Origin of the sequence: Amedibacillus dolichus DSM 3991 (genome assembly GCF_000154285.1) — a bacterium.
Classification (GTDB): Bacteria; Bacillota_I; Bacilli_A; order Erysipelotrichales; family Erysipelotrichaceae; genus Amedibacillus; species Amedibacillus dolichus.
On record NZ_DS483474.1, the window covers coordinates 175166 to 201651 of the forward strand.

Genomic DNA, 26486 nt, shown 5'->3' on the forward strand with positions numbered 1-26486 from the left:
CTATGCTATACTACTATATAGAAAGATGAAAAGAGAGGAATCAAAAAATCATGAAAGTAAAAAAAGCAATTATTCCGGCAGCCGGGTTTGGCACTCGTTTCCTACCTGCTACTAAAGCCGTTCCCAAAGAAATGCTGCCTATCGTGGATAAACCGACGATTCAATATATCGTAGAGGAAGCAGTCGCCAGTGGCATTGAGGAAATTTTAATCATTACCAATTGTTACAAAAGCTGTATCGAAAATCATTTTGATGTAAGCTTTGAATTGGAAAAGAAATTAGAAGCAAGCAAGGATCAGGAGCATTTGGAAATGGTAAAGGAAATTTCCAATATGGCAAATATTTACAGTGTCCGTCAAAAAAATCCACGTGGTTTAGGACATGCGGTGCTATGTGCAAAATCCTTTGTCGGTAATGAACCATTTGCGATTTTATTAGGTGATGACATCGTTGTAAACAAAAACGGAAAGACCGCTACCCAACAACTTGTTGAGGCTTATGAACAATATGGCGGAAGTGTTGTCGGTGTGCAAAAGGTTGCGGATTCACAGGTACATAAATACGGTGTTGTTGATCCGTCTGAAAACATTAACGAACGCTGTGCTTCCGTAAAAGGCTTTGTGGAAAAGCCAAAGAAAGAGGAAGCACCTAGCAACTTTGCTATTTTAGGACGTTATGTATTAACTCCGGAAATCTTTGACTTATTGGAAACGCAAGAAGCCGGTAAGGGCAATGAAATCCAACTGACCGATGCAATCGATCGTTTAACAAAGCAACAAAAGGTATTTGCATACGATTTCGAGGGTGTCCGCTATGATGTCGGTGATAAAGCCGGATTCCTAAAGGCACAGATTGATTTTGCCTTGGATCGTAATGATTTGCACGATGTTATGGTCGATATTTTAAAAAACACCAAGATTTAACCAAAGCTTCCTCAGGGGAGCTTTTTTCTTTGATAACCAAATACATGCGGCTATCTTTTTCATACCAGAAACGCTATAATAGAAACGATAAAAAAGGAGTGCTGATGATATGGATTTTTCAACCTTACCAATGGGAAGCATCATTCTTGCCGATGACTATCTCCACCCCATGATTCGCAAAGCTATGGCAGCATCAAAACAAGGAAGCCTCGGTATTCGAATTACCGATATTTCTGCCTTTCTTACAAGCTATTATTATAAAAAAGCACCTAGTCGCTACCAGGTTCTTTTTACGATCTATCAACAGGTTCAACAGCTTGATAAAAAAGATTTCCCAACCTATCGCAATATCCTTTGCAGTAAGGACTTTTTAGAGGAATGCTACCAACTGCTCAATGAGCTTTCCTTTTGGGGAATCGACAGCAGCTCCCTGCCAAAGCAAAGCGCTTCGCAAAAAGAGCTGTTTACCATATTACAGCTTTTTAAAGATGTCGTATTTCCCAAGCAGCTGCTGCGCCTTGCTTGTGAGCAAATCAAGAAAAAGGATTTATCCAATGTCTATATCATAGATACCTATAACGATATTGCTAAAAATCAGATCATCAAGCAATTCCTTCAGCAAGGAGCAAAACTTTCCTCCTTTCCCAAGGAAGAACAGGAAATAGCTTTTTATCATGCAGTTAATAAACGTCAGGAAATCGAAGCCTGTGCACAACATATCCTCAATCATTCCTTAGATGCCCAGGATATTCATATCACCTTATGTGATGCCTCTTACCCTAAGCTCATCGAGCAAATCTTTCAGCGCTATCACATTCCTTATACACTGTTTCAACAGGAAACAAGCTCTCAGCTTCCTAAGCAATTTCTTGCGCTATTAAACTATGTATTCGATCCATGCAAGGAACAGCTACTAGCATGCTTAGATAGTGAACTGTTTACCGGTGGAAACATTCATGCCCTGCGTGAATACATGCAGCTATTCGAGGTAGATCTTTTTGATAACTTCCATCACCTTGAAACGATGGAAGATAGTGGAAACCTAATGAATATCTACACCCTAAAACAGCTTCAGGAATTGGAAAACAAGGCAGCTGAAGCACAAGCGGAGCTATTGCCTTTCTTTACACAATTAAATCAAAATATGCAAATAACAAATAAAGTTGAGCTTATCGTTAATGAGTTAAACAAACATATCCATACCGATGAGGATCGAAGCATCTATCGCAAGATCACGACGATATTGTATGAGATCGGTGATGTGGTACAAACCAAAAACGACCTGCATTTTCTAGCTTCCTTTTTTGAAAATATCCAAGGAAGTAAAAAGCAGCCAAGCTATCAAGGTGTTTTGATCCACAATCATAAGCAAGAGGTATTGCCTAGGAAATATCACTATGTATTAGGTGCTACACAAACGAATTATCCCGCTTTTCAAACCAAAAAGGGAATCTTTGATGAAGCTTACTATGCCTTGATCAAAGGATATCCAAGCATGGAGGAACGCTATGCTCATTATATGGAACAGATGAATCAAATACTAACGCACAGTAAATATCTCATTCTTTCCTATCCGGTGGGAAGCTATGAAGGAAAAAGTATGGAGGCAGCCTTGGAAATCGAGCAATATGCACAAACGCCAAGCCAACCCTATCCACTGCATGAAAACTATGCAGAGCTGCGTTTACAAGATACGCTATCTGCTGATATGGCAAAACAACTTTTCCTAAAAAACGGTTGTTTGCATGGCTCTATATCCAGCTTTGAACGCTATGTGAAATGTCCATTCTCTTATTTTCTACGCTACGGGCTATCCTTAAAAGAGCCTTTTCAACCCGGATTTCCCGATGCCTATGCCGGCACACTATTTCACTATATCCTAGAAAGCTTAACCAATGCCTATGGAAAAGAGTATAGCGAGCAAAGCAGTAAACAATTGCGTAAAATCGTTGATAAAGAACTGGCGCATCTTACACAAATTTTTCCAAGTATGGAACTGGCACTGATGAATGTAAAAGAACGTCTGCTTATTTCCATGACACAAACCTTGGAGGTTTTGCAGGAGTTTGAAACGCATTCACAATTTTCACCAACTGCCAGTGAATTGGAATTTCATTATGATTTGCCATTGCAGGAAAATGTTACGATTGCTCTACATGGCTTTATCGATCGATTGGATACCTATCAAGACTTTGCTTGTATCCTTGACTATAAAAGTTCTATCAAGACCTTATCCGAAACCGATATCTTTGCGGCCTTACAGCTACAACTATTAACCTATGCGATGGTCGTTCATCAGCAACAACAAAAGGAAATCATGGGTGCTTACTATATTTCCTTAAAGAATGAAACTATTCCCTGTCCTGCCGGTAAACTGACACGTAAAAAGCCGGTTACATATAATGAATATGTGAAAGAGGATTATATGCTCATGAAGCAAAAAGCACAGCGCTTCAACGGTTGGACAATGCAAAAGCAAGTGGATACCTTAGATGACAACGCCACTCATATCGTTGGTTTACGCATCAATAAAGAGGAAGAGGTCAAAGCAGGAAAACTCTACAATTTAGAAGCAATCAGCTCTTATATGAAGCAGCTTTATGAAATCCTTGCCTCTCGTATCTTAAACGGTGATATTGCCTGTACACCGTTGGAGCATGCTTGTGATTATTGCAGCTATCAGCCGATTTGTCGTTTTAAAGGCTTCTACGCCGATAAAAAACGCTTAGTAGAGCCACATGATGATTTATATTGGGACGGAGGTGAACAAGATGCCTAAATGGAATGCCCAACAAAAGAAAGCCATTGAAACCAAGCAAAAAAATATTCTTGTTTCTGCCTCTGCCGGAAGCGGGAAAACAACTGTATTGATTGCTCGTCTGATGGATCTGGTTATGAAGGATCATATCTCGATTGATGAAATATGTGCCATGACCTTTACCGAAGCTGCTGCCAATGAAATGAAAAAACGTTTGGCAAGTGAATTACAAAAGGCGTATGCTGCGGCACAAAGCATGGAGGAGAAAGCCTTTATTACCAAGCAGCTTACCAATCTGCAAACGGCTCATATTTCTACTATTCATTCCTTCTGCCTTTCCATTATCCAAAAGTATTACTACATCATCGGCTTATCAAAGAAACGAATTGCGAATATCATGGATAATGCAGCAATGACACATTATCAAGATGCTGCCATGAGCCAAGCTTTTCAACGTCAATACGAACAACAAGATCCGATTTTCTTAGAGCTTTGCATGATGTTTTCCTCCCGTCCGGAAAATGATGATATGCTTCAAAAAACCATTGCCAAGCTTGCGACTACTGCCTCCAGTAAAGCAGACAGCGATGCTTGGTTGAATCGTCTTTGCGATACATACAGCTCCTGTAAACAAATCAACGATTTACCAAAAGAACTGCTTGATTATTTCTATGACTATCTCACCATTCAAAGCCTACGTTATCAAGAGCTTTTAAACAGCCTGTTAGAGCGCTACCGGCTGCGCTATTATGAAGAAGAAAAAAAACATGCCCTTCTACAAGCAAAGTGCGACTTACTTCCAACCTTGTTTGAAGCCTTAAAAAACCGCAATTATATGGACTATCGCCAATTGTTTATCAATATCTGTCATGGTATTGTTCCTACCTCACCGGATAAAGAGGACAAGGAATATACCCGACTGCGTAAAGAAAGTCAAGAGCTGGAGGATAGCTTACTTGCGATACTGTATCGTGAGGATACCTTAATACGAGATATGACAAAGTTAGCACCTTACGTTCAAAAGCTTGTTTGTATGTGCCAAGACTATCGTCAAAGCTATGCAGCCTTAAAGGCAAAGCATGAAATGATTGACTTTGACGATATGGAGCATTTTGCTTTGGCAATCCTGCAAGCCAACCAAGGCAGTATTGCGAAGCTATATCGTGAACAATTTGTAGAAATCATGGTTGATGAATTTCAAGACAGCAACGATGTACAAAACAGTCTTGTTCAACTGATTTGCCGTGAGAATAATGTATTTCGTGTCGGCGATATCAAGCAATCCATTTACAGCTTCCGTCATGCAAAGCCGGATCTGATGAAATCCTTAATCGAACAAAAAGGAGAAAATGATGAGGTCATCTATCTTTCCAACAACTATCGTTCTAAAAAAATGATTGTTGATTTCAATAACGAGCTGTTTAAGATTCTTATGAACATGGATCGTTTTTCTTGTAGCTATCGCAAGGAAGATGATGTCGATACCGGTGTTCCCGCCCAAGAAGAAAACAATGTACCGATTTGTTTTCATGCGATCTTCCACGATGAAATCAAGGAGGCGCAACAGCTCATTGTTGCGAAAAACACGCTTAAGGCAAACTATATTGCCAATCAAATCATTCATATAAAAGATAAAGAAAAGCGTCAGTGGAAAGACTTTGTCGTACTTGTTCGAAGCAATGCCCGTAAGGATAATTTAAAAGCTGCTTTTGATGAATTAAACATTCCTTACTTTATAGACATTAAATACGGCTTTTATCAATCAAGCAGTGTTCAGGTTATCTTATCAACCTTAAAAGCCTTATGCAATCCTCATGACGATATTTCCTTTGTTGCATGCATGATGTCTCCGCTATGGAATTACAGTGCACAGGCAATGGCTGAAATCAAGCTGAAAAAGGATAAGCAGGAAAGCTATTATCGCTACATGTCCAAGCATACACCAGATGAGCTTGCGGATTTTGAAGCTTTACGCCAAAAGCGTTATACTTACAAGCTGCATGAAATCATCAATCAGCTGTTTCTTTTCCATGACTATTATGCAAAGCATACAAGCATTCAGGAAAAGACCAACTTAGATTTATTATTTGAAAAAGCGATTCAATTTGAAGCTAAAGAAGCCGGTAGTTTAGAATCTTTCTTAGCACAGATCGATCAAATTCAAGATGCTCAAACAGCCGAAGCCATTCCGGTTGGCAGTGAAGCCGATGTCGTTCGTGTCATGAGCATTCATCAATCCAAAGGTCTGCAATTTCCGGTTGTATTCCTATGGTCAAGCGATAAACAAACACCGATTGAATTTAAGGATTTCTGTATCCTAGACGCTGAGCTTGGTATCGGTATGAAGGCGATGGAACTGCCTAAGCGCTATGTACGTACAACACTGCCACGCATTGCCATGGAGCATAAAAAAGATAAGGAAGAATTAGAGGAGGAAATGCGTATTCTTTATGTTGCCACTACACGTGCCCAACAACAGATGCACATTGTAGATTGCATATTATCCCTTGAGCCTTATCGCCACCCTTTAACCACCAGTGATATTTATAAACGAAAAGGCTATACCGCTTGGATCCTACAAGCCTTTCTTTCCATGCAAAGTCCTTTATTTACCTTAAAAGAGGTACATCATCTATGGGAAAATCAAGTACAGACAAAACAGGCAACAACCTATAAAAAGCTTCCGATTTATACAAAGGAAGCGAGTTCTTGGAGGTTGTCAACTGCCAGTGAACAAAACATAAACACCACAGAGCCATTCCAATGGAAACAAAAAAATGATGGAACGATCTATGGTAGTGCCATGCATAAGTTGGTAGAGCTATCCCAAGGGAAATCCTTAACACCAAAGGAATACAAAGCACTTGCGGAAACCATCAATTTTACGCTTCATGACAGCGACATCAAAAAGCTAAATGCATTACAAAGCAATCCAATCTATCAAAATGCCCTGCAAGTCTGGCATAGCTATGAGATGCCTTTCAATGTCGCAATCCATGATGAAATTCTTCATGGCTATATGGATTTTGTATCTATCGGTGAACAAGATATTATTTTAATTGATTTTAAAACCGATGCCACACTTGATGCACAGGAATTAACCAAGCATTATAGGGAACAGCTTCATACCTATCAAAGAGCCTTACAAGCCCTTTATCCTCAGCATCAGATTCACGCATATCTTTATTCCTTTGCCTTGAATCAAATGCTGCCAATACAATAAAACAGCCGTTATGGCTGTTTTATTGTATTTAGCTTTTATGCGTGTTTTACGCGATCTCTCTCCTCGGCACGTTTTCCGTTATTAAAGCGATCAACTGTACCTACCAAATAACCGGTGATACGACGAATCTTCTCAAAGCCTTCCGGTTGTAAATGATATCCTAAACCGACTTCCTCGCCATCGAAATCTAAAGAAATCGATGCGATTTCTTTACCCGGATTTTTTGAGTGAACATAAGCGATATAAGCCTTTGCCTCTTTTTCTCCTACTGCTTCATTTGCACTGATTTCAATCCCATCTACTACCATTTTATAATCCATAACAAACCCTCCTGCTTCTTTTCTTTAGTATAATCCTTTCCGATATGCAATTCAATTTTTTTGCCTACAAACTTCCGTTTCGCTCAAATCGAATATTCGAAAACGGATATAGGATATAAATGTCTTTACCTTTGAAATCACTTCTTTTAAATGGTCCCACAGCACGTGAGTCATGTGATTCAATGCGATTATCTCCCATTAGGAAATACTCATCTTCTCCTAAGGTAACCTTATCAAAATCATGTGTAAACTGATCTCCTCGTGAACGAATGTCATTGGCATATTCATTATCCAAATAAGGCTCCTCAATTGCCAAACCATTAACATAGACAACATCGTCCTTGGCATAAATCGTATCGCCCGGTAATCCGATTACACGCTTTACCCATGCTTCTCCATTCGTAATTTCCGCATCATTTACAACAACAACATCATAGCGTTGAATATCATGAATCTTCATATCAATAATATTCATTAAGCCGATTTCATCATCATGTAAGGTCGGATACATGCTTAAACCATCAACCTGCACCGGACGCATAACAAAGGTTGTAAATAGATATACGATAATGGCACATAGAACAAAGGTTTTTAAAAAATCAAGCAGCATATAGCCGATACTGTCTTTATCTTTCTTTTGGTTTTCTTCCAAGCTTATCACCTCGGTTGTTTCATTATAGCACTAAAGTTTACTTACGAAAAGAAGAACACGCTTAAACGTGTTCTCCATAAACATTGATACGATTGATTGCTTTGGCAAGCGCAACTTCCGCACGCTTGATATTGGTGCGTTCATCTTGTTTTGCAAGACGTTTTTCAGCACGCTCCTTAGCACGTTTGGCACGTTCGATATCAATTTCTGCTCTGCCTTCAATAGCATCGGTTAAGATACGCATTTCGTTGTTGCTCATTTGCAACAAGCCTCCGGCAAGTGCATAATCTTGATAAACACCATTCTCCTTTAAAGAACAACGGCATGTTGCTAACATTGCAACAAGCGGTACGTGGTGAGATAGAATCGTACGTTCTCCTTCCACGGTTTTTACATTAACAGCTTCGACCTCACACTCTTTATATAATCCAAGCGGAGTGATAATTTTTAATGCAATCATAGGCTAGCCTTCCAAAGTTTTAGCTTTTTCTACCGCGTCCTCGATCGTTGCGACAAACATAAATGCCTGTTCCGGAAGATCATCATATTTTCCGGCTAACAGCTCCTTAAAGCTGCGAATGGTATCCTCTCTTGAAACATAGCAGCCTTTGATTCCGGAGAATACTTCCGCAACATGGAATGGCTGAGATAAGAAGTTACGTACACGACGTGCACGATTAACGATGATCTTATCTTCCTCGCTAAGTTCGTCCATACCGAGAATGGCGATGATATCCTGCAGCTCCTTATAGCGCTGTAAAATTTCCTGTACCCCACGAGCAACCTCATAATGCTCTTCACCGACAACTAGCGGATCAAGGATACGTGAACTTGATTCCAGTGGATCAACCGCCGGATAAATTCCCAATGCCGCAATATCACGGTCAAGTACGGTTTTCGCGTCCAAGTGGGTAAATGCCGTTGCAGGTGCAGGGTCCGTTAAGTCATCGGCAGGTACATAAATGGCTTGTACTGATGTAATAGATCCGTTTTTGGTAGAGGTAATACGCTCTTGAAGCTGTCCCATTTCCGTTGCTAAGGTTGGCTGATAGCCTACGGCACTTGGCATACGTCCTAATAGGGCACTTACCTCAGATCCTGCCTGTGTGAAACGGAAAATGTTATCAATAAACAACAACACGTCTTGATGATCATGATCACGGAAATGCTCTGCCATGGTAAGTCCGGTTAGACCAACACGCATTCTGGCTCCCGGTGATTCGTTCATCTGCCCATAAACTAGCACGGTTTTATCCAAAACGCCGCTGTCCTTCATTTCGTGATACATATCGTTTCCTTCACGCGTACGTTCACCGACACCGGTAACAACCGACATTCCGCCATGTTCCTTGGCAATGTTATGAATCAGCTCTTGAATCAATACGGTTTTACCAACTCCGGCACCACCGAACAAACCGATCTTACCACCCTTGGCATAAGGACAAAGAAGGTCAATGACCTTAATACCGGTTTCCAGCATCTCGGCACTTGTTTGCTGTTCATCAAAGGTAGGTGCTGCACGATGAATCGGAAGCTTGGTAGCTGCTTCTACCTTTCCAAGTCCATCAATTTCACGTCCTAATACGTTAAACATACGTCCTAGGACTTCTTTTCCAACCGGAACACTGATCGGTGCACCGGTATCAATTGCTTCCATACCTCTTACAAGACCATCGGTACTGCCCATGGCAATACAACGCACACGATCATCACCCGTATGCTGAGATACCTCGACAACCAAGGAATCTTGGTCTTTTAAAGGAATTTCAATGGCTGTAAGTAAAGCAGGAAGTTCTCCATCTTCAAATGTAATATCGACAACAGGTCCGATGACCTGAACGATCTTTCCTATATTTTTACTCATGTATTCGCTCCTTCCATCGCATTGACACCACCGACAATTTCCGTAATTTCTTGTGTAATTGCCGCCTGTCTAGCCTGGTTGAATTGCAGTTCTAATGTTTCTTTTAATTCTTCGGCATTATCCGTTGCACTTTCCATCGCCATACGACGACTGGCTTGCTCACTTGTTTTGGTTTCCAAGAAATAACTATATAAAAGTGAGCGGACATACATCGGAACCAAATCGTTTAGAATCTGATCCCCTGCCGGTTCAAATTCCGTTAATGCTTTTTCATTTGTCACCGTTGCTGATGCTTCCTTTTCTACCGGCAGTATATTAACAACGACCGGCTCAAAGGTTACCGAATTCACAAAGCGTGTATATAGAATGCGGATCTTGGCAATTTCCTCATTCCGATACTTTTCCAACAAGGTATCCGCAATGGTCGATAATTCCGCATAGCATTCATCTTCTAAATCCGTATGCACATCGAAAAGCTGAAAATCCTTATTTTTGATCCAAGCATATCCACGACTTCCGATCATGATGATATCATCATCTCGATACTCCTGTAACAGACGATATACATTGGCATTATATCCACCGCACAAGCCCATATCACTTGTAAATACAATGGTACACGCCTTTCCCTTGCGGCTTGTCAGATATGGGTGAGGAACAGCTTCGATCGTAGATAGAATGCTTTGCACCGTTTCTTTTAAATAGTGTGCATATTCACGATTTTGTTCCATGTAATCCTTTTGCTTCTTTAATTTGCTAGAGGCAACAAGCTGCATGGCCTTGGTAATTTTTTGTGTAGATTCTACGGAACGGATACGCGCCTTAATGGCTAATTTACCGGCACCCATAAACTACCCTTCCAAGATGTTTGCAAATTCTTTTGCGAAAGCATCTAAGGCCTGCTTGATGCTTTCACTCAACGCTTCGTCAAGAGCCTGTTTTTCATCAATTTGGGCAATGATTTCATGATGCTCACGCTCCATATACTTCAGCATTTCTTTTTCGTAAAGTGCTACATCTTCAACCTTTACATTTTTCAAATATTTATTTTTAGCCGCAAACAAAGACAATACCTGATGACTTGCGCTCATTGGATCATATTGATTTTGAATCAATAAGCGTGTCAAACGCTCACCATGCGCTAAGGTTTCACTAGTCGCAGCATCTAAATCACTACCGAATTTCGCAAAGGCCTGCATCTCACGATACTGTGCCAATTCCAATTTCAAAGAACCACTAACCTGTTTCATCGCTTTAATTTGTGCCGCACTACCGACACGTGATACGGATAAACCGGAATCAACTGCCGGACGTACACCGCTGTTAAACAGTTCCGTCTGCAAGAAAATCTGTCCGTCGGTAATGGAAATAACATTGGTTGGGATATACGCCGCAATGTCTCCTGCCTGAGTTTCGATAATCGGCAAGGCAGTTAAGCTTCCTCCACCCAATTCATCATTTAGCTTCGCAGCACGCTCCAACAAACGAGAATGCAAATAGAATACATCTCCCGGATAAGCTTCACGTCCAGGAGGGCGCTTCAACAGTAATGACATGGTACGATATGCCACCGCATGCTTACTCAAGTCATCGTAAACAATCAGTACATCATCACCGTTTTCCATCCATTCCTCACCGATTGCACAGCCTGCATACGGTGCAATATATTGTAGTGGTGCAGCATCACTGGCCGTAGAAGATACGATCGTTGTATATTCCATTGCGCCATGGCTTCTTAATTTTTCTACGATCTGTGCTACGGTACTGGCTTTCTGTCCGATCGCAACATAAATACATTTAACATTTTTATCTTTTTGGTTGATGATCGTATCAATCGCAATCGCTGTTTTTCCGGTTTGGCGATCACCGATGATCAACTCACGCTGTCCACGTCCGATCGGAATCATGGAGTCAATAACCTTCAAACCGGTCATCAGCGGCTGATGAACGCTTTTACGAGTCATAACACCCGGTGCTACACGCTCTACCGGACGGAATTTATCACTAACGATTGCTTCTCCTCCATCAATCGCTTGACCTAATGCATTTACGACACGACCAAGCATCATATCTCCTACCGGAACCTCAACGATCTTACCGGTTCTTTTTACCTCATCGCCTTCTTTAATTCCGGTATCATTTCCCATTAAAACGGCACCGACATGTTCTTCCTCTAAATTCAGCACCATTCCATATACATCATGGGGAAACAGCAGCAGCTCTCCCGCCATTGCATTGCGAAGTCCGTAAACCAAGGCAATTCCATCACCGATGGTAATGACCGTACCTGTTTCATCGACTTCCATTTCATCGTCATAACGACGAATTTGCTCCTTTAATAGCTTACTTATTTCTTCTGGCTTCAAACTCACTGCATTCACCTCACTTTCTTTTCTATTTAGAAACAATTTCTCGATGCATGCGTTCCAAGCGAGACAATGCACTGTTATCAATCAACGTATCGTTGATCTTCACACGTATGCCCGCAATCAATTCTTCATCAACTGATAAACGCATATCAATCGTTTTATTCAATTTTTCTTCCAGTGTCTTTTTCAAGCGCTTTGCTTCTTCCTCTTTTAAAGCAGCAGCACTCTTTACATAGACAACCTGAATATGATTTACCTCGTTATAGTTTCGGATATATTCTTTTACAATTTCATGCATTGCCTTGAAATGACCTTTATCAATCAAAAGCTTCATAAAATTTAAAAGTACAGGATCCAGATCATGCTTATAAACTTCCTCCAAAATTTCCTTTTTCTGTTTCTTGGAAATCTTCGGGTGTCCTAAAACGGTATAAAAATCAGCATCTTTCATCGTTTGATCGACAAACAACAGCTGTTCCTTATACATATCCAGCTTATGATCTTCTTGAGCAATAGCGAAAATAGCATCACAATAGCTTTTAGCAACTAAGCCTGCCATGTGTCATCACCTGCATGTTCAATAAAATCATCTACATAGGCCTGCTGCTTGCTTTCGTCCATTTCCTTCTTGACGATTGCTTTGGCAGCTTCAAAGGCTACATCGACAATCGTTTGTTTCATTGCCTGCTGAGCCTGTGCCTTTTCGCGTTCCATATCCTGTTTGGTTTTTGCTTTCAGCATATCTGCTTCCTCACGTGCCTTTGCCAAAACTTCTTTACGTTCCTCATTGGCATGCTTTTGAGCAGCTTCGATAATTTCACGAGCCTCTCCCTTTGCCCCGGCTAATTGCTGTTCATACTGCTGACGGTAGCTTTCACCCTCCGCCTTTGCATCAGCTCCGGCTTTTAGATCTGCCGCTATCGCATCATGACGCTTTTGGAAATAATCGCTAACATAATCCCAAAAGAAATGCTTTGCGAACAGACATAAAATCAAGGTAGAGACCAGAACCATGATCATATCCACAACATCTAAACGCAGGTAATTTGATATATTTATATCCATTTATCAAACCCTCCTGTGTGGCAGCTTACATATTTGTAAAAATCAAGATCAATGCGATAACAAGTGCATAGATACCGGTTGTTTCCGCCATGGCGATACCAAGCACCATGATGCTACGAATCTTACCTGCTGCTTCCGGATTACGTCCGACAGCCTCTGCACCTTTACTTGCCGCAATACCCTGTCCGATTCCGGGACCTAAACCGGCGATCATTGCAATACCGGCACCTAACATTGCCATACCTTTTACAAATTCTTCATTAAACATTTTTTCTTACCTCCGTATTTGTTTATTCTTCCTCACTAGCCATACTGTCAGATAAGAAGAAGCTGGCAAGCGTAAAGAAGATGTAGGTCTGAATCAGACCTGAGAAAATATCGAAATATGCGTGGAAGAACGGAGTGAGCGAATAACCGATGATACTAAACGGCAATAAGCTTTCCATTAACCCATATACCATACCGACAATAATGGTACCGGCAAGCATATTTCCAAATAAACGTAAGCTCAAGGATACCGGCAGAGCCAAATCTCCAAGAACATTGAGTGGCATAAACAGCAAAAACGGATCGCATAATTCCGCAATTCTGCCCTTGATGCCTTTTTCCTTCAGTCCGGTATATTGGACCAAAACAAACATCATGACGGCGAGCGTCACATTGACACTGAGATTACTGGTTGGCGGCTGCAATCCAATAAGACCTAATAGATTGCTAGGGGCCATCATAAAAATCAAAGAACCAAAGAAGGGAAGATATGCTTTTGTTCTTTCCTTCAGGTTATCGGATATGATTCCAGTACCCAGCTTGGCGATGACTTCACATAACAGCAGGAAGCCCTTTGGTGCTTCTCTTGGATCAGCTTTTTTGATCTTCTTTCCGGCAAAATAAAAGAAAATCATTAGGATCACACAGAGAGCTAACCAATTTACGATGGATTCATGGATATAAATATGAAATCCAGCGATTGTTATGTCAATTGCCACTAATCCATCTCCTCTCTATATCGAACGCTATACACAATAATTGCTGCCTTATGACACATAAAGCCGACAAGTAGTGCGAAAACGTTGATGCCGGAATACATACTTAATGTAAAAACACAGGCATAGAAAATAAAACGTAACAAATAGCCTACATACGCTTTGCTTTTCGCATTGCTTTCTTCAATTCCAAGCGACATGGACTGAATCATCTGAAAGCCGATAAGGGCACACATAAGTCCGATTACAACTCCACCGGCTACTTCAGCGATTTTATCATGCCATATAATAGCGGCGAGGATACTAAGTGTAACGCCGATGAACAAAGAAAGCAAGCGTATTTTACGGGTCATTTTTTGTAGCTCATTCATTCTTACTCATTTCCTTCCACAGTCGATAAAAGCCTCCGCCAATCGCATAGGCTAGGCATAGTAGGATAGCAAGCGGCGCAGTGTTCAGCCATTGATCTAATAAATAACCGATACCGGCCGCAAACAAGGTCGTGAGTGTAAAAACCGCAAGCCATTGAATTGCCCATTTCATGCTTTATTTTGTTCCGAAAATACGATCGCCTGCATCTCCAAGTCCCGGAACAATATAGCCTTTTTCATTCAGCTTTTCATCTAAGGCAGCTAAATAAATATCCACATCGGGGTGCTCTTTTTCAACTGCCGCTACACCTTCCGGGGCACCGACAAGACAAACCAAACGAATGTTTTTTGCGCCCTGACGTTTTACCATTTCAATAGCGGCACAGGCACTTCCTCCGGTTGCCAGCATCGGATCAACGATCATCACGATACCATCATGAATCGTCTTTGGATACTTTTCAAAATACGTGTGTGGTTCCAATGTTTCTTCATCACGATACAAGCCGACATGGGCAATTTTTACCGTTGGAATTAAATTACAAATTCCATTTACCATGCCCAGTCCTGCACGAAGAATCGGAACAAGCACAATTTCTTTACCTAAGGTAAAGGTGTTACAAGTTTGAACCGGTGTTTCGATCTGTACCGGCTCCAACGGAAGATCTCTGGTGATTTCATAAGCCATCAGTCCTGCGATTTCATCAAGGTTCTGACGGAAATCCTTTGTCCCCGTTTCTTTCTTACGCATCTGTGTCAGCTTATGCGTAATCAAAGGGTGTTCCAATACCTTTAACATAACATGTTCTCCTTTGCTTTAGAAGCATTTTTAACAACGCTTCATCGTTGTTATTATAACATGAATTATGCCTAATTTTTACCATTTTATGCAAGTCATATGATTTCCCATAATTCACATAATTTAAATCGTTTCATCTTTCTTTCCTCTTTGGAAAATAGGGAAGTTTCTATCGAACGATTGTTAAAATCTACGGTTTTCTACCTATCAACATACAAAAAAACATAAGTCTTTATGATCATAAGCTGTGTTTCGTTTCCATAAATATTCAAAAATAAATATTTATCATTCTCCTGTGCATTCAAACTGTTAGATATGTACTTGTTTTAAGATATTAACACTGTTATTTAAAAGACATGATTATGATCGTATGTTCAAATTTATATCATGAAATCAAACTCCTTTGTGATTTTTACCTACACTGCCTGCAATTGTCTCATTTTTTGAAAAGGATATGTGTGGATTGCAATCTGTTTACGACTTTTTTATGTCGAACTTTTTTTAAAGGAGCATGTGTCAGATATGAACTGTTTTGACACATCATAATGCTAAAATAAATAAATTTTCGTACATTGTGTTGATATTGTGATTACATTTGCATATAATATGTATGTAGAAAGGAGCTGTTGATTATGGCTAACTTAAATATTCGTATTGATAACAACCTTAAAAGAGATGCAGAAGCTATCTTCTCCGATTTAGGCATTTCTTTATCCGCCGCAACAACTATGTTCTTGAAACAAGTAGTACGCACAAATGGTATTCCTTTTGAATTGAAAGCTGACCCTTTTTACTCTGCGGAAAATCAAGCACGTTTGATAACTGCAAAAGAAAGAATGGAAAGTACAGGAGGTACGAGCCACGAGCTGATTGAGGTTTCTGATGATTAAAGTATGGGACGATTACGCATGGGAAGACTACTTATATTGGCAGTCAAAAGATAAAAAAACCTTAAACCGTATTAACCTTTTAATTAAAGATATTGATAGAAACGGATATGACGGAATAGGCAAACCCGAAGCCCTTACCGGAAGTCTAAAAGGATATTGGAGCAGACGCATTGACGAAAAACACAGAATCGTATATCGTATCAATGAAAACAAAATTGAAATCTTGCAATGTCGAACTCATTACGGAGATAAATAGATAAGCATACACTACGCAAGCGCCTACCATGGCGCTTTTTATTATGGACAAAGGCTATGTGTCATATCAAAACAGTTTGGGTATGTATCGGTTGGAAACTGTTTAAGAAATCAAATAATTTTAACCTTTACATGTATGCAAAAAAAAGTCGTATTACAATATAATTCATTTGAAGGAAGATGAACACTATGACATACAAAGCGTTAGATATTGCTAAATGGTTTTTATTAAATGATGTAGATAAAACTTTATTCAACAAAGAATTAACAAGCAAAAACGGAATAACATTCTGTGAAGAAAATGTACGTTTAAACAAATTTTTGTTTTTTGTACAAAATATTCATATTGCAAAATATGGCATTAATGAACGCTTTTATGAGTATGATGACGGAGCCGTTGTGGAAGAGGTTCGAACTAACTATGCTGTTTTATTATTTAATAAAAAGAACAAAAAAAGCTGTAACAAAATGACCTAAAAATTTTGTCATTTTGTTACAGCCTCTTTTTTCATATTCATTTGTAATTTTTATGATACATTCATTTCTTTGGTTTGGGTTGTTTGAATAGCTTCAACAACTGCCGGTCGAATATTCTCTGCGATTTCTAACATATCCATGACATTTTCAATCTTCATATTATTGATCTTCATTAGCTTTGAAACTGTTTCCGCAATACCCATGATTCGTCCATCTGCACGTCCATCATCGAACCACCCTTGTGATAGGTTACACATAACATCGACCTCCTCTTTCATCATTAGTATACCATAGTTCTTCATCAATTGATATTTCTTAATCTCGCTTGTCAGCTTTGCTTTAAATAAAATATACAGCATTTCCATCAAGCTATGCGGTTCATCTTCAAGCTCATAATAGCTCTTTGGATACAGCATAATAATTTCTAATTTATCGTAACTTTCCTTTTTCAAATGATACTTAACACCTAAGCATTTCTCCTCAATTGTGTAGAAATTCATCACACCTTCCATTTCCTTTGTTGCATTCATAACGATCCAAATCAAATACACCTTTTTTAATTGTTGAAAATTTGACTTTCCAAAACCTCCTTCATGATTCTTTTGACGTGCCAATAGTCTACTGCAATAATAGATAGCCCTTGTGATAAGCGGATAGGCCGTTTGTCTGTGATTTTGTGCTTCGATATTAATGAACAAACCTATCCTTTCTTCTTTTGAAGAATGAGGGAGCTTTGCATCAAATAAGATATCGTATCTAATTTCCGCACCAAAGACCGATTGATCTTCAACATTTCTGCCCTTGATTACTTCACTATCCTCCATAGAAACATTCAACATGGGATCATGTTCAATATAAGAAGGAATTTCTTTTAATGGAACATCGGCATATTCCCTTACACATGTCTTTAAAATGTGAGCTAACACCTGTTTATTACTTAAGACTTTTTTACAATATTCATCATAAGCAGAATCAGTAGTATTGTTATCAATTGCATCTGCGATTTCCAAATTTTCCATCATGCTTCATCACCCACTTTCTATATCTGTAATACAGAGCAATCAACACAAGCAAAAAAAACAATAACAAGCATGTTCATATCACCTCCAACCCTAAGCGATGCTTGGGGTTCATAAGGTAATACGAAAATCACTTGAAAAAAGGAAAAATTTTGAAAAATAAAAGCTCAAAAAAGCTATGAATATTTTTAGCACTCTAGTGTTGACAGTGCTAAATGTTGGGTATATAATAACAGTGTAATCGGAAGATACCGATGGTAAGATTTCATGAACAACGGCTGCGAAACGTATCACAACCGCTAGATGCAAAATGGAGGCGATGGATATGAAATTCTTCCCAAGAACAAGCAATGTATTTGACGATGTATTTGATGACATGTTTACTTCACCATTCTTCTCAAACCGCAATGATATGGCAATGAAAACCGATATCAGTGAAAAAGACGGATATTATTTATTGGATATGGAATTGCCCGGTTGTCGTAAAGAGGATATTCAAATTGAGCTTCATGACGGATATTTGAATATCAGTGCTGCACATAACACAAACAAGGAAGAAAAGGACGATAAAGGAAACATCATTCGTCAGGAACGTTACAGTGGCAACTTCTCACGTAGCTTCTATGTCGGTGAAAATCTTGATGAAACAGATATCAAGGCAAGTTATGATAATGGGGAATTAAAGGTTACTTTCCCTAAGGAAACCGTAAAAATACCGGAAAAGAAAACGATTATGATTGAATAAAAAAGGCGGCAGTTGAAAACACTGCCACCTTTTTTATCTATTCTTCATTTGGTAACGGAAATCGCTTTGTTAAAGCACATACTTCCTTATGTATCTGTTGAATGAATTTTTCATTATCCCCATTTTTTAGCACCTGAGAAATCCATAGTGCAACCTGATGGAATTCATTTTCCTTAAAGCCACGTGTTGTCATTGCCGCACTTCCCAAACGAATGCCACTTGTTACAAATGGCTTTTCAGAATCAAATGGAATCGTATTTTTATTACATGTAATACCTGCTTGATCCAAAAGTTCTTCTGCTTTCTTGCCACTCATACCAAGCGATGCCTTTACATCAACTAACAACAAGTGATTGTCTGTTCCATCACTCACAATGCGAAAGCCTTCTTCCTTCAACGTATCGCTCAACACCTTTGTATTGGTAATCACCTGCTTGGCATAGCTTTTAAACTCCGGCTGCATAGCCTCATAGAAACAAACAGCCTTAGCCGCAATAATATGCATCAACGGTCCTCCCTGCATACCCGGGAAAACCTTCTTATCCAATAAAGCAGCATGTTCCTTTTTACATAAGATAATACCACCACGTGGTCCGCGCAAGGTTTTATGCGTTGTCGATGTTACGAAATCTGCATAAGGAACAGGACTTGGGTGTAATCCCGCAGCTACCAAGCCGGCAATATGTGCCATATCGACCATGAAATATGCGCCAACCTCATCAGCAATTTCACGAAATTTCTTAAAATCAATAACACGTGGATATGCACTAGCTCCGGCCACGATCAGCTTTGGCTTGGTTTCCAAGGCTACTCTTCTAACATCTTCATAGTCAATATACTCTGTATGCTTATCTACTCCATAATCAACAAAGTTATACAAGCTGCCACTAAAATTTAACGGGTGTCCATGCGTTAAATGTCCTCCGGCGGTTAAATTCATTCCTAAAACCGTATCTCCCGGTTCTAAAACAGCCATATAAACTCCCATATTTGCCTGCGATCCACTATGTGGCTGAACATTTGCATGCTCCGCATGAAATAGCTCCATTGCACGCTTTCTGGCAAGCTCCTCCACCTCATCTACATGAATACAGCCTCCATAGTAACGCTTACTGGGATATCCTTCCGCATATTTATTGGTTAAAATACTTCCTGCTGCCTCCAAAACATCTTTTGATACATAATTTTCCGATGCAATTAGCTCAATGTTATATAGTTGTCTTTCTCTTTCTTTTTCGATTGCTTCTTGAATTTGTTTATCTTTCATATAGCAGTCCTATCCTTTCTTTTCTGTTTCGATTATATCATGCTTCTAAAATACCTCCTAGCAATGTAACCAACAAAATAATTCCCTCAATATCCTGTTGATGTTGACATGATGTAGATGGTATTAATTTTCTCCTAACAAATACTTAATATATGAATCGAGTATTTTAATATAAAAGATGCTACATTGAAATAGCACCACTTTTTAATTCTGCTAAAAATAGTCTTATATAAGCAATACAAATCATATATAAATACAGATTAAGTGCTTACTTTATCAGTATACTATAATATGTAGGAAGATATAAGACTGTTATAAGCATATTTTATGATTTATAATTTATATATAAAGGGAGATGTGATAACCATGGGAAAGTACAATATAAGTATATAATAATGAACATTTTATTATGATTAAAAACAATTATAGTGGTAATTATCAAGATATTTACTGTTTTCAAATAATCGAAGAGTATGATATAAAACGAAATTATAATATATTAAAAATGATATATAGCTATATTTTTGCTCCTGCTATTCCTATTAGTGAACATCTTGATGATGAAAAAATAAAAAGTAACTATACGTTTTGTAAAAAGTTATTAATTAAAATATGGGTAAAAAATCAAATTCAGCCAATACTTATTTCATTTCTTCCAACTAAAAAAACAATATATGTAAAAAGCCATTCTTTTAAAAGAATATATGCTTTATTTACCAAAAGAAAGGAGGAGTTAATAAAAAATTATAAAAATATATATGGTTCTAATTATGAAAAAATACTTTCTGAAAGAATATCAAAAATACAAAAACAGAGTTTAAATTCGTCGGAATAGTAAAAAACGATTAAATTTCCAAAGGGTATGACCTCAATATCATTAGGCTATGGTCAATGATACTGCAATCATACCCTCTTTTATCAATAAAAAAGACACAGCATTTGCCATGTCAATTTTCATATAAGCTTTGTTATACTACATTTGTTCGCTTCGCTCAAGAATCTCAATTACAACATACAACCAATCCTTAATTTTTGGCATACGCATATAAATTTTCTGATCCTTATAGCGAATAACAATATCCTTTGAAATCGTTGTCATCATTTCAAATAGTTTCACACCATCAATACCATTTGACCACTGCGGAGTAAAGACGATTTCCACCTCACGTGGCATTTCCTTAAAGGTCTCTACATGTGGTTCATTGATACATATATCCAAGCGTTTCTTTTCAAATAAAAGCTGCACTGCTTTGGGAAGGCGACCATAATTATCCTTGATTTCGTCCATCATAGCTAACAGCTCTTTTTTGGTCGTTATCGCGTCCATACGCTGATACAAGGTGATTTTCTCATAATCCTCATTTGCAAAACGACTAGGTATATAAGCATCGACCTTTACATTTGCTTTTGCCAGCTCCTTCTTTACTTCTTTTTTAATGCCCTTTTCTTCCATAATAGCATCATTCAGCATCTCAATATACATATCAATCCCAACCGTATCAATAAAGCCGGCTTGTTGAGGACCTAGCATATCTCCGGCTCCACGGATCGTTAAATCGCGCATGGCAATTTTATAGCCACTTCCAAGCTGTGTAAATTCTTTGATGGATTTTAAACGCTTCATTGCGATTTCCGATAATTGACGCTGCGGAGAATACATCAAATAAGCGTATGCCAAACGATCGCTTCTTCCCACTCGTCCTTTGATTTGATATAACTGTGCTAGTCCGAAATGATCCGCCTCATCAATCAAGATCGTATTGGCATTGGGAATATCAATTCCCGTTTCGATAATGGTCGTACATACAAGCACTTGATAGTGGTTCTCGGTAAATTGCAGCATGACATCTTCAATATCCTCACGACTCATTTGTCCATGGGCAACACCGATTTCAACGTCTGGTAAAGCTTCCCTTAACTTTCTTGCGACATTATAAATTTCCTTGACATTGTTATATAAATAGAAAACCTGTCCGTTACGTGCAAGCTCACGTTGTATGATTTCCTTAATCATTGCAAAATTCTTTTCAATCACATAGGTTTGCACTGGCATACGATTTTGTGGAGGTGTATTCAGCTGCGATAAGGAACGAATCCCAATCAACGACATTTGTAATGTTCTTGGTATTGGCGTTGCACTTAGAGAAAGAACATCTACCGTATTTTTAAATTCCTTGATTTTTTCCTTATGCTCAACTCCAAAGCGTTGTTCCTCATCAATCACCAACAAGCCTAAATCTTGAAATTGAATATCTTTGGAAAGCAAGCGATGTGTACCAATCAAAATATCAATGCTTCCTGCCTTTATGTCCTCCATAATTTGTTTTTGCTTTGCCATTGGAATAAAGCGATTGATGACTTCGATACGTACCGGATAATTTTCAAAACGACGGGTAAAGGTTTTATAGTGTTGAAGAGATAAAATCGTTGTCGGACATAAGAAAGCAACCTGTTTATTATCCACGACCGCTTTAAAGGCAGCACGAGCTGCAACCTCGGTTTTACCGAATCCGACATCACCACACAACAAGCGATCCATAGGCTTACTGCTTTCCATATCCTGCTTGATTTCTTTTACGGCACGTGCTTGATCATGCGTTAATTCATAATCAAAATCCTGTTCAAACTGCTTTTGCAGCTCACTGTCCTTCGAAAAAGCAAAGCCGATATGTTCTTCACGTGAAGCATACAAATGCACCAAGCGCTGTGCTAACTGTGCAATCTTTTCACTTACCTTACGCTTTGTTTTTTCCCATTCTCCACTACCTAGCTTATTCAGCTTAGGAACTGCTCCTTCCTTTGAAACAAACTTACGGATAAGCTGAAATTGCTCCAAGGGTACTAATAAGACATCATCTCCCTTATAGGCAATATGCAAAAAATCTTTATGGATACCATCAATTTCTTTATTGACGATTCCTAAATATTTTCCAATTCCATGCTGATGATGAACTACATAATCCCCAACATTCAATTCCTGATAATCATGCAGTACCTCAGCTTCTTTAAATTTATTAGAATAGCGGGAAATGCTGTGCTTGCTTTGGAATAATTCCTTACCGGTATACACATGGATCTGTTCACTAATGCATGTAAAGCCTTCTATTAGGCGATGATGAAGTATAGAAATTCCATTTTTTAAGGTATCTGTTTCCTCTACTCGTTGATAGCTTACATTTTTTTCATCTAATAACTCTCTTACACGTTTGATTTCACTTTCATCAAGACATAACAAGACCTTATCACTATGGGATTGTGTAATAAGCTGATCCATGGTTCTTTCTAAGTTGATATCTCCCTGTGCCATCGTCATGATTTGAGAAGAAAGCGGCTGTTTATAATCTACAAACATTTTAACGTAAATTACATCATGTGCCTGTATAGCTTTTGAAAAATCCGCAAACATGGAAAACTTCAATAAGCCGTTTGCTTCCTGATACATTTCTTGAATATAGGCTATATTTTCTTCTGCTGCATGCTTAATAGAATCCTTTACTTCTTCTTCACTGGATACAATTACACAAGCATTTTTTACATAGTCCATGATCGTGGCCTGTTGATTTAAAAAGGCACGATATTTATATAATCTTGCTTCCGGACTATGATTAGCAATAGCATCTAAATCCTCGTTTACAATTGCTTCTAAATGCTCCTTAGAAGCATTGGTAAATCCTTTTACATTTGCAAGTTCTGCCAAAGCAAGCTGTGTAATGGTTTGAATTTCTTCATTGGTAAATAAAATATCGCTTGCCGGTATGATACTGGCTTCTTGGATTACTTCAATCGTTCGCTGTGTTGATATATCGAAAAAACGAATGCTGTCGATTTCATTATCAAAAAATTCAATACGCAGCGGATATTCATAATTCATAGAATAAACATCAATGATTCCACCTCTTGCGGCATAGCATAACGGTTGATCGACACGACTTACATGTGTATAGCCTGCCTCAAACAGCAGTGTTTTTAATTGCTCATAATTGGTTTCTTCATTGGTTTTTATGGAGATGCAATGCTGTTGGAATACTTCCGGTGCAGGTAGATAATGAATGCTAGCAGCGGCATTCATAACGACGATATATGGTTTATTATCAAACAGCTTTGATAATACTTCCATTTGATTAGCTTTCGTTTCCGGTGATGCGGCAATTGCCTCTACTCGCAAGGATTCCTCCACGCCAAAAAACAGCACCTTTTCACCTAGAAGGCTATACAAGCGTTCATAAAGCCTTTGTGCTGTATAAGTATTATTTTTTACAATGAGCATTGTCTGTGGTTGTTTTTGAAATGCACTTGCAACAATGAGTGCTTCTTCACTTAAGGAAAGATTGCCAAGCTTACTTTCTTTTTTTAAAATACTCTTTACAGCGACATTGTTGTAGAGTTCTTTTAATAAAATATCCATAGTATCTCCTATTTCTTATTATAAGCACTCATCGTGTCAATAAAAGAATGTGAACAGCTATAAATAGCAGCATCGCATGCTTGCTTGATTGCCTGCTCATACGCCTCTTGTTCTTCCTTACGAATCTTACCTAGCACCCAATCAATGACCGGTACACGTGCATCTTTTCCGATTCCTACACGAATGCGGTTAAATTCCTGGGTATGTAAATGCTGAATAATATTTTTCATACCGTTTTGTCCACCGGCACTTCCTTTTTCACGTAAACGAATTTTTCCAACCGGCAAGTCAAGATCATCATAAATAACCAAAATATCTTTAATGTCTATATGATAAAAATTGACTGCTTGAATAAGTGCCTCACCTGATAAATTCATATAGGTTTGCGGCTTCATCAGCAATACGCTTTCCTTACCAATACGGGTTTGGGCAACAAGTGCCTTAAATTTCTTTTGATTGATTTCTACATTGCATTCCTTTGCGATTGCGTCCATGACACAAAAGCCGGAATTATGTCTGGTATTTTCATATTCTTTTCCGGGGTTTCCCAATCCAACGATTAACTTCATTTATATCACCTCAAAGCTTATACATTATACCCCATATGCCTTGGTAAAATCAAAAGAATCAGCTTTTCATAGCTGTAATATTTTTGTACTCCTTATGAAATGAAAATAACATAAAGTCATTACAACCTTATGTTATCCTTTCTTATTGTTATCAGGCTTTACTTCTTCCTCTTCACATGGATAAGAATGCCACGTAGGTGGTTCCTTGTGTATAGTCAATACTTTCTTTATTCGACTTATGATTGCTTCAACAAAATGAAACCATAAATTAGCAAATAGAAATACTACTACCAAGAGGAACAGAAAAGCTAGAATTTCTTTTAATGGCATAGCTCTTATTTCGTTGCGAATTGTTTCATAAAGAACTCGGTAAATGCAGCTAATTCACTTTCTTGAGATACATATACATAAAGTGATTCATCTTCAAGCCAATCGTATGCATTGATCCCGATATATCCTTTTTTATCCGGATAAATAATGAAGGCATCGGTAGGATATTTATTGCGATAAGCCTTGTGTATCTCACTACGGCGATAATATGTCGGATCACCACAGCCGGATAAATTTGGCACAGTTGGAACAACAACGATTGTTTGTGTATCGGCATTCCAACCGACTATTAAATTTCCGATTTTTGTTTTACTGCCATGGACAAAGCCATAATTAAAACGTCCTACATCTTCCGTATAGCCAAATATTAGTTGATAATTATCACCATCTTCTACTACCTGATTAAACAATACTCGCATTTTTTTAGCATTGGCATTGCTTTTTTCCATATCAACCTCAGGTCCTTTAAATAATTTTCCAAAAATTCCCATATCTTTTCCTCCTTCGCTTCTTTCGAATACTCCTATGAGAATAGTCTTATTTGTTTTTATCTTTAGCAAGTGGATATTTCGCTTTTAGCTTTTCCAAAGCATTAACAAGCACATCAATTTGAAAAGCTACTGTTTCATCAGCTGCTTCGGGAACGAATAGCGGAAGCTGGTTAGGAATCGCTTTGCGAACAACCATTAAAGCTAAGCTTAAATTAATAAATAAATTAATGTTAGTTTTTTCCGCTTGGATTCCAAAGCCCTCTAAAATTGATTTAAACAACAATTGTTGCTTTTTACGAAAGATATCATAGCTTTCCGATGACAAACGTTTAAACAAAAGCTGCTGTTCCTCAATTGTAAGTATAGCAATACCGTTTCTTTCCCCATAGCAACAGGAAAAAAGGAACTTCTTTACGGTACTTCTCCAATTTAAAGAAGGATCGCCCATCAGTTCATGCACATAATGAATGATTTTCGGCTGTTGAAAATAGAGTGTTTCAACAATTAAATCTTCCTTGGTCGGAAAAAAACTATAAAAGAATGTACGTGATATACCAACACTTTTGTAAATCTGTTCAACTGTTGTATGCTGAATACCTTGTTTTGCCATCAAATCCAAACCAACAGTAATCAACTGTATTCGTATTCGTTCTCGCTCTTCCTCTGAATAAGCCATCTTTGGCATTTTATCACTCCCTATCAAAATAAAAACAA

The 26486-nt window shown here is 38.5% G+C and carries 27 protein-coding genes; 8 read left to right on the top strand and 19 right to left on the bottom strand.

The genetic code is table 11. From position 1 onward, the window contains the following. Window positions 1-50 precede the first annotated feature (50 nt). The 3 genes from galU (at window position 51) to EUBDOL_RS03845 (ending at window position 6904) form a co-directional block, all read left to right on the top strand. Window positions 51-923, top strand: a complete 873-nt coding sequence (gene galU / locus EUBDOL_RS03835; protein WP_004798689.1) for a UTP--glucose-1-phosphate uridylyltransferase GalU — start codon at window positions 51-53, stop codon at window positions 921-923. A gap of 109 nt (window positions 924-1032) precedes the next feature. Then, a complete protein-coding gene (locus EUBDOL_RS03840) occupies window positions 1033-3702 on the top strand; it encodes a PD-(D/E)XK nuclease family protein (RefSeq protein WP_004798690.1) in 2670 nt (889 codons plus the stop codon). Continuing rightward, window positions 3695-6904 carry a UvrD-helicase domain-containing protein gene (locus EUBDOL_RS03845; RefSeq protein WP_040463036.1) on the top strand — a complete coding sequence of 1070 codons (3210 nt, stop codon included), beginning with the start codon at window positions 3695-3697 and terminating at the stop codon, window positions 6902-6904. The genes EUBDOL_RS03840 and EUBDOL_RS03845 overlap by 8 nt, the downstream gene beginning before the upstream one ends. 35 nt (window positions 6905-6939) lie before the next feature. Here EUBDOL_RS03845 and nrdD read toward each other — a convergent pair whose 3' ends face one another. From nrdD to upp, 13 genes are all read right to left on the bottom strand, one after another. After that, on the bottom strand, window positions 6940-7224 hold the full coding sequence (nrdD, locus tag EUBDOL_RS03850) for an anaerobic ribonucleoside-triphosphate reductase (RefSeq protein WP_004798694.1): 285 nt from the start codon (window positions 7222-7224) through the stop codon (window positions 6940-6942). A 64-nt stretch (window positions 7225-7288) separates the two neighbouring features. Then, window positions 7289-7885, bottom strand: coding sequence for a signal peptidase I (lepB, locus tag EUBDOL_RS03855; RefSeq protein ID WP_004798696.1), 597 nt, complete (start codon window positions 7883-7885; stop codon window positions 7289-7291). Window positions 7886-7937: 52 nt separating this feature from the next. Further along, complete coding sequence (gene atpC / locus EUBDOL_RS03860) at window positions 7938-8336, bottom strand: ATP synthase F1 subunit epsilon (protein WP_004798698.1); 399 nt, start codon at window positions 8334-8336, stop codon at window positions 7938-7940. Between the two features lie 3 nt (window positions 8337-8339). Then, complete coding sequence (atpD, locus tag EUBDOL_RS03865) at window positions 8340-9740, bottom strand: F0F1 ATP synthase subunit beta (protein WP_004798700.1); 1401 nt, start codon at window positions 9738-9740, stop codon at window positions 8340-8342. Further along, complete coding sequence (gene atpG / locus EUBDOL_RS03870; protein WP_004798701.1) at window positions 9737-10588, bottom strand: ATP synthase F1 subunit gamma; 852 nt, start codon at window positions 10586-10588, stop codon at window positions 9737-9739. Before atpG ends, atpD begins: the two co-directional genes overlap by 4 nt. 3 nt (window positions 10589-10591) lie before the next feature. Beyond that, complete coding sequence (gene atpA, locus EUBDOL_RS03875) at window positions 10592-12112, bottom strand: F0F1 ATP synthase subunit alpha (RefSeq protein ID WP_022420815.1); 1521 nt, start codon at window positions 12110-12112, stop codon at window positions 10592-10594. A gap of 22 nt (window positions 12113-12134) precedes the next feature. Then, window positions 12135-12668, bottom strand: a complete 534-nt coding sequence (atpH, locus tag EUBDOL_RS03880; protein ID WP_004798705.1) for an ATP synthase F1 subunit delta — start codon at window positions 12666-12668, stop codon at window positions 12135-12137. Next, a complete protein-coding gene (gene atpF / locus EUBDOL_RS03885) occupies window positions 12656-13174 on the bottom strand; it encodes a F0F1 ATP synthase subunit B (protein WP_004798707.1) in 519 nt (172 codons plus the stop codon). Before atpF ends, atpH begins: the two co-directional genes overlap by 13 nt. Before the next feature lie 25 nt (window positions 13175-13199). Then, entirely contained in the window at window positions 13200-13442 is a 243-nt protein-coding gene (gene atpE, locus EUBDOL_RS03890; protein WP_004798710.1) for an ATP synthase F0 subunit C, read from the bottom strand. Window positions 13443-13464: 22 nt separating this feature from the next. Next, complete coding sequence (gene atpB / locus EUBDOL_RS03895; protein ID WP_004798712.1) at window positions 13465-14160, bottom strand: F0F1 ATP synthase subunit A; 696 nt, start codon at window positions 14158-14160, stop codon at window positions 13465-13467. Then, entirely contained in the window at window positions 14160-14528 is a 369-nt protein-coding gene (locus EUBDOL_RS03900) for an ATP synthase subunit I (RefSeq protein ID WP_004798714.1), read from the bottom strand. Before EUBDOL_RS03900 ends, atpB begins: the two co-directional genes overlap by 1 nt. Then, window positions 14521-14700 carry an AtpZ/AtpI family protein gene (locus tag EUBDOL_RS03905; RefSeq protein ID WP_004798717.1) on the bottom strand — a complete coding sequence of 60 codons (180 nt, stop codon included), beginning with the start codon at window positions 14698-14700 and terminating at the stop codon, window positions 14521-14523. Before EUBDOL_RS03905 ends, EUBDOL_RS03900 begins: the two co-directional genes overlap by 8 nt. A 3-nt stretch (window positions 14701-14703) precedes the next feature. Continuing rightward, window positions 14704-15324 carry a uracil phosphoribosyltransferase gene (gene upp / locus EUBDOL_RS03910; protein WP_004798718.1) on the bottom strand — a complete coding sequence of 207 codons (621 nt, stop codon included), beginning with the start codon at window positions 15322-15324 and terminating at the stop codon, window positions 14704-14706. Between the two features lie 632 nt (window positions 15325-15956). On the opposite strand from upp, the gene EUBDOL_RS03915 reads away from it, so the two are divergent. The 3 genes from EUBDOL_RS03915 to EUBDOL_RS03925 all read left to right on the top strand — a co-directional run bounded on the left by EUBDOL_RS03915 (window position 15957) and on the right by EUBDOL_RS03925 (window position 16946). Next, window positions 15957-16214 (top strand): type II toxin-antitoxin system RelB/DinJ family antitoxin, encoded by a 258-nt coding sequence (locus tag EUBDOL_RS03915; RefSeq protein WP_004798721.1) that lies wholly within the window; start codon window positions 15957-15959, stop codon window positions 16212-16214. Then, the gene (locus tag EUBDOL_RS03920) at window positions 16207-16470 is read left to right on the top strand and encodes a Txe/YoeB family addiction module toxin (RefSeq protein WP_004798723.1); all 264 of its coding nucleotides are present in this window, start codon (window positions 16207-16209) and stop codon (window positions 16468-16470) included. The genes EUBDOL_RS03915 and EUBDOL_RS03920 overlap by 8 nt, the downstream gene beginning before the upstream one ends. 188 nt (window positions 16471-16658) lie before the next feature. Further along, a complete protein-coding gene (locus EUBDOL_RS03925; RefSeq protein WP_040463040.1) occupies window positions 16659-16946 on the top strand; it encodes a hypothetical protein in 288 nt (95 codons plus the stop codon). 50 nt (window positions 16947-16996) lie between these two features. Here EUBDOL_RS03925 and EUBDOL_RS03930 read toward each other — a convergent pair whose 3' ends face one another. After that, window positions 16997-17968, bottom strand: coding sequence for a hypothetical protein (locus tag EUBDOL_RS03930; RefSeq protein ID WP_004798727.1), 972 nt, complete (start codon window positions 17966-17968; stop codon window positions 16997-16999). A gap of 322 nt (window positions 17969-18290) precedes the next feature. Here EUBDOL_RS03930 and EUBDOL_RS03935 point away from each other — a divergent pair, with 322 nt between their 5' ends. Continuing rightward, complete coding sequence (locus EUBDOL_RS03935) at window positions 18291-18710, top strand: Hsp20/alpha crystallin family protein (RefSeq protein ID WP_040463042.1); 420 nt, start codon at window positions 18291-18293, stop codon at window positions 18708-18710. A gap of 37 nt (window positions 18711-18747) precedes the next feature. Here the strand turns inward: EUBDOL_RS03935 and glyA are convergent, their stop codons facing one another. Further along, on the bottom strand, window positions 18748-19977 hold the full coding sequence (gene glyA / locus EUBDOL_RS03940) for a serine hydroxymethyltransferase (protein WP_004798732.1): 1230 nt from the start codon (window positions 19975-19977) through the stop codon (window positions 18748-18750). 409 nt (window positions 19978-20386) lie between these two features. Here glyA and EUBDOL_RS03945 point away from each other — a divergent pair, with 409 nt between their 5' ends. After that, window positions 20387-20812, top strand: coding sequence for a hypothetical protein (locus EUBDOL_RS03945; RefSeq protein ID WP_004798734.1), 426 nt, complete (start codon window positions 20387-20389; stop codon window positions 20810-20812). 138 nt (window positions 20813-20950) lie between these two features. On the opposite strand, the gene mfd is transcribed toward EUBDOL_RS03945, so the two are convergent. The 4 genes from mfd to EUBDOL_RS03970 all read right to left on the bottom strand — a co-directional run bounded on the left by mfd (window position 20951) and on the right by EUBDOL_RS03970 (window position 26457). Then, window positions 20951-24382 carry a transcription-repair coupling factor gene (gene mfd / locus EUBDOL_RS03950; protein WP_004798738.1) on the bottom strand — a complete coding sequence of 1144 codons (3432 nt, stop codon included), beginning with the start codon at window positions 24380-24382 and terminating at the stop codon, window positions 20951-20953. An 8-nt stretch (window positions 24383-24390) separates the two neighbouring features. Continuing rightward, window positions 24391-24951: an aminoacyl-tRNA hydrolase gene (pth, locus tag EUBDOL_RS03955; RefSeq protein ID WP_004798740.1), complete on the bottom strand. Its 561-nt coding sequence runs from the start codon at window positions 24949-24951 to the stop codon at window positions 24391-24393. A 335-nt stretch (window positions 24952-25286) separates the two neighbouring features. Continuing rightward, a complete protein-coding gene (locus EUBDOL_RS03965; RefSeq protein ID WP_040463045.1) occupies window positions 25287-25772 on the bottom strand; it encodes a hypothetical protein in 486 nt (161 codons plus the stop codon). A 46-nt stretch (window positions 25773-25818) separates the two neighbouring features. Further along, complete coding sequence (locus EUBDOL_RS03970) at window positions 25819-26457, bottom strand: TetR/AcrR family transcriptional regulator (protein ID WP_004798745.1); 639 nt, start codon at window positions 26455-26457, stop codon at window positions 25819-25821. Window positions 26458-26486: the final 29 nt, after the last annotated feature.